The sequence below is a fragment of the Aminobacter sp. P4_H6_2 genome, from assembly GCF_056400805.1.
In genome coordinates this window covers 1-5,317 of sequence record NZ_JBFUKO010000372.1, presented here as the reverse complement: position 1 = coordinate 5,317, position 5,317 = coordinate 1, and the positions used below count along the sequence as shown (strand labels likewise).

At 63.6% G+C, this 5,317-nt stretch carries 5 protein-coding genes; 4 read left to right on the top strand and 1 reads right to left on the bottom strand.

All coding sequences use genetic code 11. From position 1 onward, the window contains the following. From AC1DUU_RS22030 to AC1DUU_RS22015, 4 genes are all read left to right on the top strand, one after another. Positions 1 to 136 (top strand): winged helix-turn-helix domain-containing protein (locus tag AC1DUU_RS22030; protein ID WP_476785521.1); only part of this gene is annotated, 136 nt, incomplete at its 5' end. After that, the gene (locus AC1DUU_RS22025; protein WP_476785519.1) at positions 136 to 1,587 is read left to right on the top strand and encodes a sensor histidine kinase; all 1,452 of its coding nucleotides are present in this window, start codon (positions 136 to 138) and stop codon (positions 1,585 to 1,587) included. The genes AC1DUU_RS22030 and AC1DUU_RS22025, both read left to right, overlap by 1 nt. Further along, positions 1,588 to 4,548, top strand: coding sequence for a bifunctional [glutamine synthetase] adenylyltransferase/[glutamine synthetase]-adenylyl-L-tyrosine phosphorylase (locus AC1DUU_RS22020; RefSeq protein ID WP_476785518.1), 2,961 nt, complete (start codon positions 1,588 to 1,590; stop codon positions 4,546 to 4,548). 69 nt (positions 4,549 to 4,617) lie between these two features. After that, positions 4,618 to 5,082, top strand: a complete 465-nt coding sequence (locus AC1DUU_RS22015) for an EF-hand domain-containing protein (RefSeq protein WP_476785517.1) — start codon at positions 4,618 to 4,620, stop codon at positions 5,080 to 5,082. Between the two features lie 88 nt (positions 5,083 to 5,170). On the opposite strand, the gene AC1DUU_RS22010 is transcribed toward AC1DUU_RS22015, so the two are convergent. Next, the coding region (locus tag AC1DUU_RS22010) for an ATP-binding protein (RefSeq protein WP_476785520.1) at positions 5,171 to 5,317 on the bottom strand (147 nt) is incomplete at its 5' end.

Below are 5,317 nucleotides of genomic sequence, written 5' to 3'. Positions count from 1 at the left end.
GGACTATCATTTCGATCCGCAGACCAATGTGATCGACGTCCACATATCGCGGCTGCGCGGCAAGATCGAAAAGGGATTTGAAACGCCGATCCTGCACACCATTCGCGGCGCTGGCTATATGCTCAAGGCAGGTTGATGGCGTTCAGACTGCCGGCCATTATGAAAACCACAGCAGCGCGGCTCTCGGCGCTCTATCTGCTGCTTTTTGCTCTTTGTGCCGTCCTGCTGGTCTTTTACATGACGTCGCTGTCGGCGCGCATGCTGATGATGCAGACGCAGGAAACCATCAACGAAGAAGTGCTCGGCCTTGCCCGCGCCTACCAGCGCGGCGGTATCCCCACGCTCGTGCGGGTGGTCGAACAGCGTGCCAGGCAGCCGGGCGCCAATCTCTATCTGCTTGCCGACCCCAACGGCCAGATCCTGTCGGGCAACGTCCAGGGCATCCAGCCCGGCGTGCTCCAGCGTGAAGGCTGGACAGAACTGCCGTTCTCTTACGAACGCTACGGTGAAGTCGCTGGCAGGCGTCCGCCGGCGGTTGCCGAAAAAACGGAGTCGGAAGCGGTGACCGAGGAGCGACACAACGCCATTGCGGTGGTGCTGCGGCTTCCCAACCAGATGCTGCTGATGGTCGGCCGCGATCTTGGCGAGCCGGAACGGTTCCGGGAAGTGATACAAAAGGCGCTGATGGTCGCGCTTGGCATGATGGGCTTTGGCGGCCTGCTGATCTGGTATTTCGTTGGCCGTCGCGCGCTCAAGCACATCGATGGCGTTTCGGAGGCCGGCCGGCGCATCATGGCCGGCGATCTGAGCGGYCGCCTGCCGGTCACAGGGGCGGGTGATGAGTTCGACCGGCTCGCCGAAAACCTCAATGTCATGCTGGCCCGTATCGCCCATCTCAATGACGGGCTGAAACAGGTCTCCGACAACATCGCCCATGACCTCAAGACGCCGCTGACGCGCCTGCGCAACCGGGCCGAGGCGGCACTGTCGGGCAAGAAGACGGGGGCCGACTACCGCGAGGTGCTGGAAGGCACGATCGCTGAGTCCGACCAGCTTATCCGCACCTTCAACGCCATCTTGATGATCTCGCGGCTGGAGGCCGGCTATTCCGCCGAATCCCTGGCCAAGGTGGACCTTGCCGCCGTCGTTCACGACGTTGTCGAGCTTTATGAGCCGGTCGCCGAGGAACTGGGTGTTGGTCTTGAGGCTGCGATTGACGGCGAGTTCATGATCAGCGGCAATCGCGAACTGATCGCCCAGGCATTGTCCAACGTCGTTGACAACGCCATCAAGTATTCCGCCGGCTCGGTTGAGGCGCCGCACGTCAGCGTGACGCTCCGACGCGAGGGCGACGAGGTTCGCCTGCTGGTCGCCGACAATGGCCTTGGCATTCCCGACGAAGGTGATCGGATGCGTGCCACCGAGCGTTTCGTGAGGCTGGAACAGAGCCGGTCGCAGCCGGGTTCCGGGCTTGGGCTCAGTCTCGCCAAAGCCGTGATGAAGTTTCACAACGGCCGCCTTGATCTTTTGCCCGGCAATCCCGGATTATCKGTCCTGATGAGCTTTCCCGGATCGAAGGACGAATAGATGAAAAGCGTGGCCGCACGGAAATCAGCGACCGAATGGCAGCTGGAGCCTGTGGCCAGTGTCGCGCCGCTCGATCCGGAGCGCGCCCGGCGCGAGATGCTCGAGTTGGCGAGCGTCGCCAAGGAGGAGGGGTTCGATAGGCTCGCTGCTTTCCTGAAAGCCGACGGATCTGCTCAGGATTTCCTGGCCGCGGTTTTTGATCTTTCCGAATTCATGCGGGCCAGCGCTCGCCGGCAGCCGGAGATGCTTGATCGGCTGTTCGACCAGAGCGTTACGGAACGGCTTCAGGCGATCGGCGAGGCGATTGMGGCCATCCCGCGCGAGGCTGGCATGACTGAGGCCACCTTGATGATGCAACTGCGCCGGCTGAAGGGCGAGGCGCATTTTCTCATTGCACTCGCTGATCTCGCAGGCGAGGCCGACGCCGAGCTCAGCGTGCGCCGGTTGAGCGATTTGGCCGATCTGTGCACCAGCGCTGCAGTGAACTTCCTGCTCAGCGACGCGCATGGACAGGGCAAGCTCAAGCTGCCCGATCCCGAAAACCCGACAATTGGCTCCGGCTGGATCCTGCTCGGCATGGGCAAGCTCGGCGCCCATGAGCTGAATTTTTCCTCCGACATCGATCTCGTCGTCTTCTTCGATCCCGAGGCACCGGCGATCGTTGATCCGTACGAAGCGACCGAGCTGTTCGCGCGCCTGACCCGGCGGCTGGTCCGCATCATGCAGGACCGCACCGAGCACGGCTACGTCTTCCGCACCGATCTGCGCCTGCGTCCAGATCCGGGCTCGACGCCGCTGGCGATCTCGATCCACGCCGCGCTGCATTATTACGAGAGCCGCGGCCAGAACTGGGAACGCGCAGCGATGATCAAGGCGCGTCCTGTCGCCGGAGACATCGCTGCCGGCGAGGCCTTCCTGAAAGAGCTGCAGCCCTATGTCTGGCGCAAGTACATGGACTATGCGGCCATCGCCGACGTGCATTCGATCAAGCGCCAGATCCATGCCCACAAGGGCCATGGCGAAGTCGCGGTCAAAGGCCACAACGTCAAGCTCGGGCGTGGCGGCATCCGCGAGATCGAGTTTTTCGTCCAGACCCAGCAACTCATCGCCGGCGGTCGCTTCCCCGAACTGCGTGGCCGCGCCACGGTGCCGATGCTCGACCAGCTTGCGGTGCGCGGCTGGATCACGATGGAGGCCCGCGACGCGCTTGAGCGGCAATACTGGTTCCTGCGCCGGGTTGAGCACGCCATCCAGATGGTCGCCGATGAGCAGACGCACACCTTGCCGGAAGATGACGAGGGCCTGGCCCGCATCGCCCACATGCTTGCCTTCACCGACGCCGAAGCCTTTTCGAAGGCCTTCCGGGCGTCGCTGCAGGAGGTAGAGCGGCACTATGCGGCGCTATTTGAGGCAGCGCCCGAGCTCTCGTCCGGCGTCGGCAATCTCGTCTTCACCGGCGATGTCGACGACCCTGATACGTTGCACACGCTGCGCCAGCTCGGCTTCCAGCGTCCGTCCGACATTTGCCGCGTCATCCGCAGCTGGCATTTCGGCCGCTACCGCGCCACCCAGTCGGCCGAAGCGCGCGAGCGCCTGACCGAACTCACGCCGGCACTGCTCGAAGCTTTCGGCAAGACCCGCCGCGCCGATGAGGCGCTGATGCGCTTCGATGAGTTCCTCGCCGGCCTTCCCGCCGGCATCCAGTTGTTTTCGCTGCTCCAGTCCAATCCAGCGCTGCTCAAGCTTCTGGCCACCATCATGGGCGCGGCACCGCGCCTTGCCGGGATCATCACGCGCCGCCCGCATGTCTTCGACGGCCTGCTCGATCCGGCATTGCTGTCCGAGCTGCCGGACCGCGCCTATCTTGCCGCGCGCCTGTCGGCTTTTCTCGAAAGCACTCGGCTCTACGAGGAAGTGCTCGACCGCCTGCGCATCTTTGCCTCTGAGCAGAAGTTCCTCATCGGTGTCAGGCTGCTTGCCGGCGCGATCGACTCCGCACGCGCTGGAAAGGCATTTTCCGACCTCGCCGACCTGACCGTTGGGGCCGCCCTTGAAGCCGTCGAGGCCGAGTTCGCGCGGCGGCATGGCAAGGTCGCTGGCGGGCGTGTGACCATCCTTGGCATGGGCAAGCTCGGCAGCCGCGAACTGACCGCCGGCTCTGATGTCGATCTGATCCTGCTCTACGACCACGACGAGCATGCCGATGAGTCGGACGGCGAAAGGCCGCTTGCCCCTTCGCACTATTACGCGCGCATGACCCAGCGTCTGATCGCGGCTGTTTCCGCGCCAACTGCCGAAGGTGTGCTCTACGAGCTCGACCTCAGGCTGCGCCCATCTGGCAACAAGGGGCCCGTTGCGACCCACATCTCATCTTTCCGCAAGTATCAGCGCGAGGACGCCTGGACCTGGGAGCATATGGCCCTGACCCGTGCCCGCCCGATCGCCGGCGATGCTTCATTGTGCAATGAGGTTGAAATCGAGGTTGCCGCCATCATCGCTTTGCCGTGCGATGCGGCCAAGGTTGTCGCCGAGGCGCGCGACATGCGCCAAATGATCGAGGACGAAAAGCCGCCGCAGGATCTGTGGGACATCAAGCTCGTGCCAGGCGGTTTGATCGACCTGGAGTTCATCGCACAGGTCGCGGTGCTGACTGGCAAGATCGAAGGGCAGGGCCATGCCACGGGCACGGCGGACACGCTCCACAGGCTTGCGCCTGCCTTTGCCGACGCGCAGACTCGCCAGCACCTGGTCGATGCCTATGCGCTCTATTTGGCAATCACACAGATGACGAGGCTGTGCCTCACCGGTGCGTTCGAGCGGAACGATGTTCCGCCGGGACTGTCGGACTTGCTGCTTGCGGCAACCGACCTGCCCGATTTCGGCGTGCTCGAGGCGCACCTTCACGAGACGTCGCAGAAGGTCAGAACGCATTTCGACCGTCTGCTTCGTGGGAGACGATGATGCCGGCGGTGGGAAGCCGGGCTCGTTTCCAACTGCATCGGGGGTAAACGGTGCAACAGGAGAAGTACCATGAAAACGTCCACCACACTCGCGCTGGCCTTCATCGCCCTGGCCGGTGTTGCCGGCACTGCCTACGCTCAGCAAGATGACGGCGATGGCATGCGAGGGCCGGGCAAGATGCGGCTCCAGAAGGCGATGAAGGATGCCGGCGGCAGCCTGACCTTCGACCAGTTTTCTGCCGCCATGGACACCCAGATCAAGAAGATCGTCGCCGACAATGGCGGCAAGGTCACGGTGGAGCAGCTTGCGGCGGCACTGGAGAAGGCGCGCTTCGAAGAGATGGCCAAGCGCATCATGTCGCGCTACGCGGCCAACAGCGACGGCACCTTGACCACCGACGCCATCCAGGCGCGCGAAAAGAAGATGTTTGCGCTGATGGACCGCAACGATGACGGCAAGATCTCCAAGGACGAGCTGCCGCGTCACAACGGTCAGGGCCGCCACGGCGGTCGTGACGGCGGTGACATGAAGTAAGAAGGGCACCAGTCGGCCTTCTCGGGGAAAAATTCCCGAGAAGGCAAGCGCCCCATTCAAGCTGTGGCTGAACGCAAAGCCGCTGCTGTCAGGCGGCCTTGGCCATGCGTTCGACGCGGCGCACCGGGATACGCACCGACACGATCGTGCCGACGCCCTCGGTCGACCTGATCTTCAGCGCACCGCCATGCAGCTCGGCCAGCGAGCGCGAGATGGCGAGGCCCAGGCCCGAGCC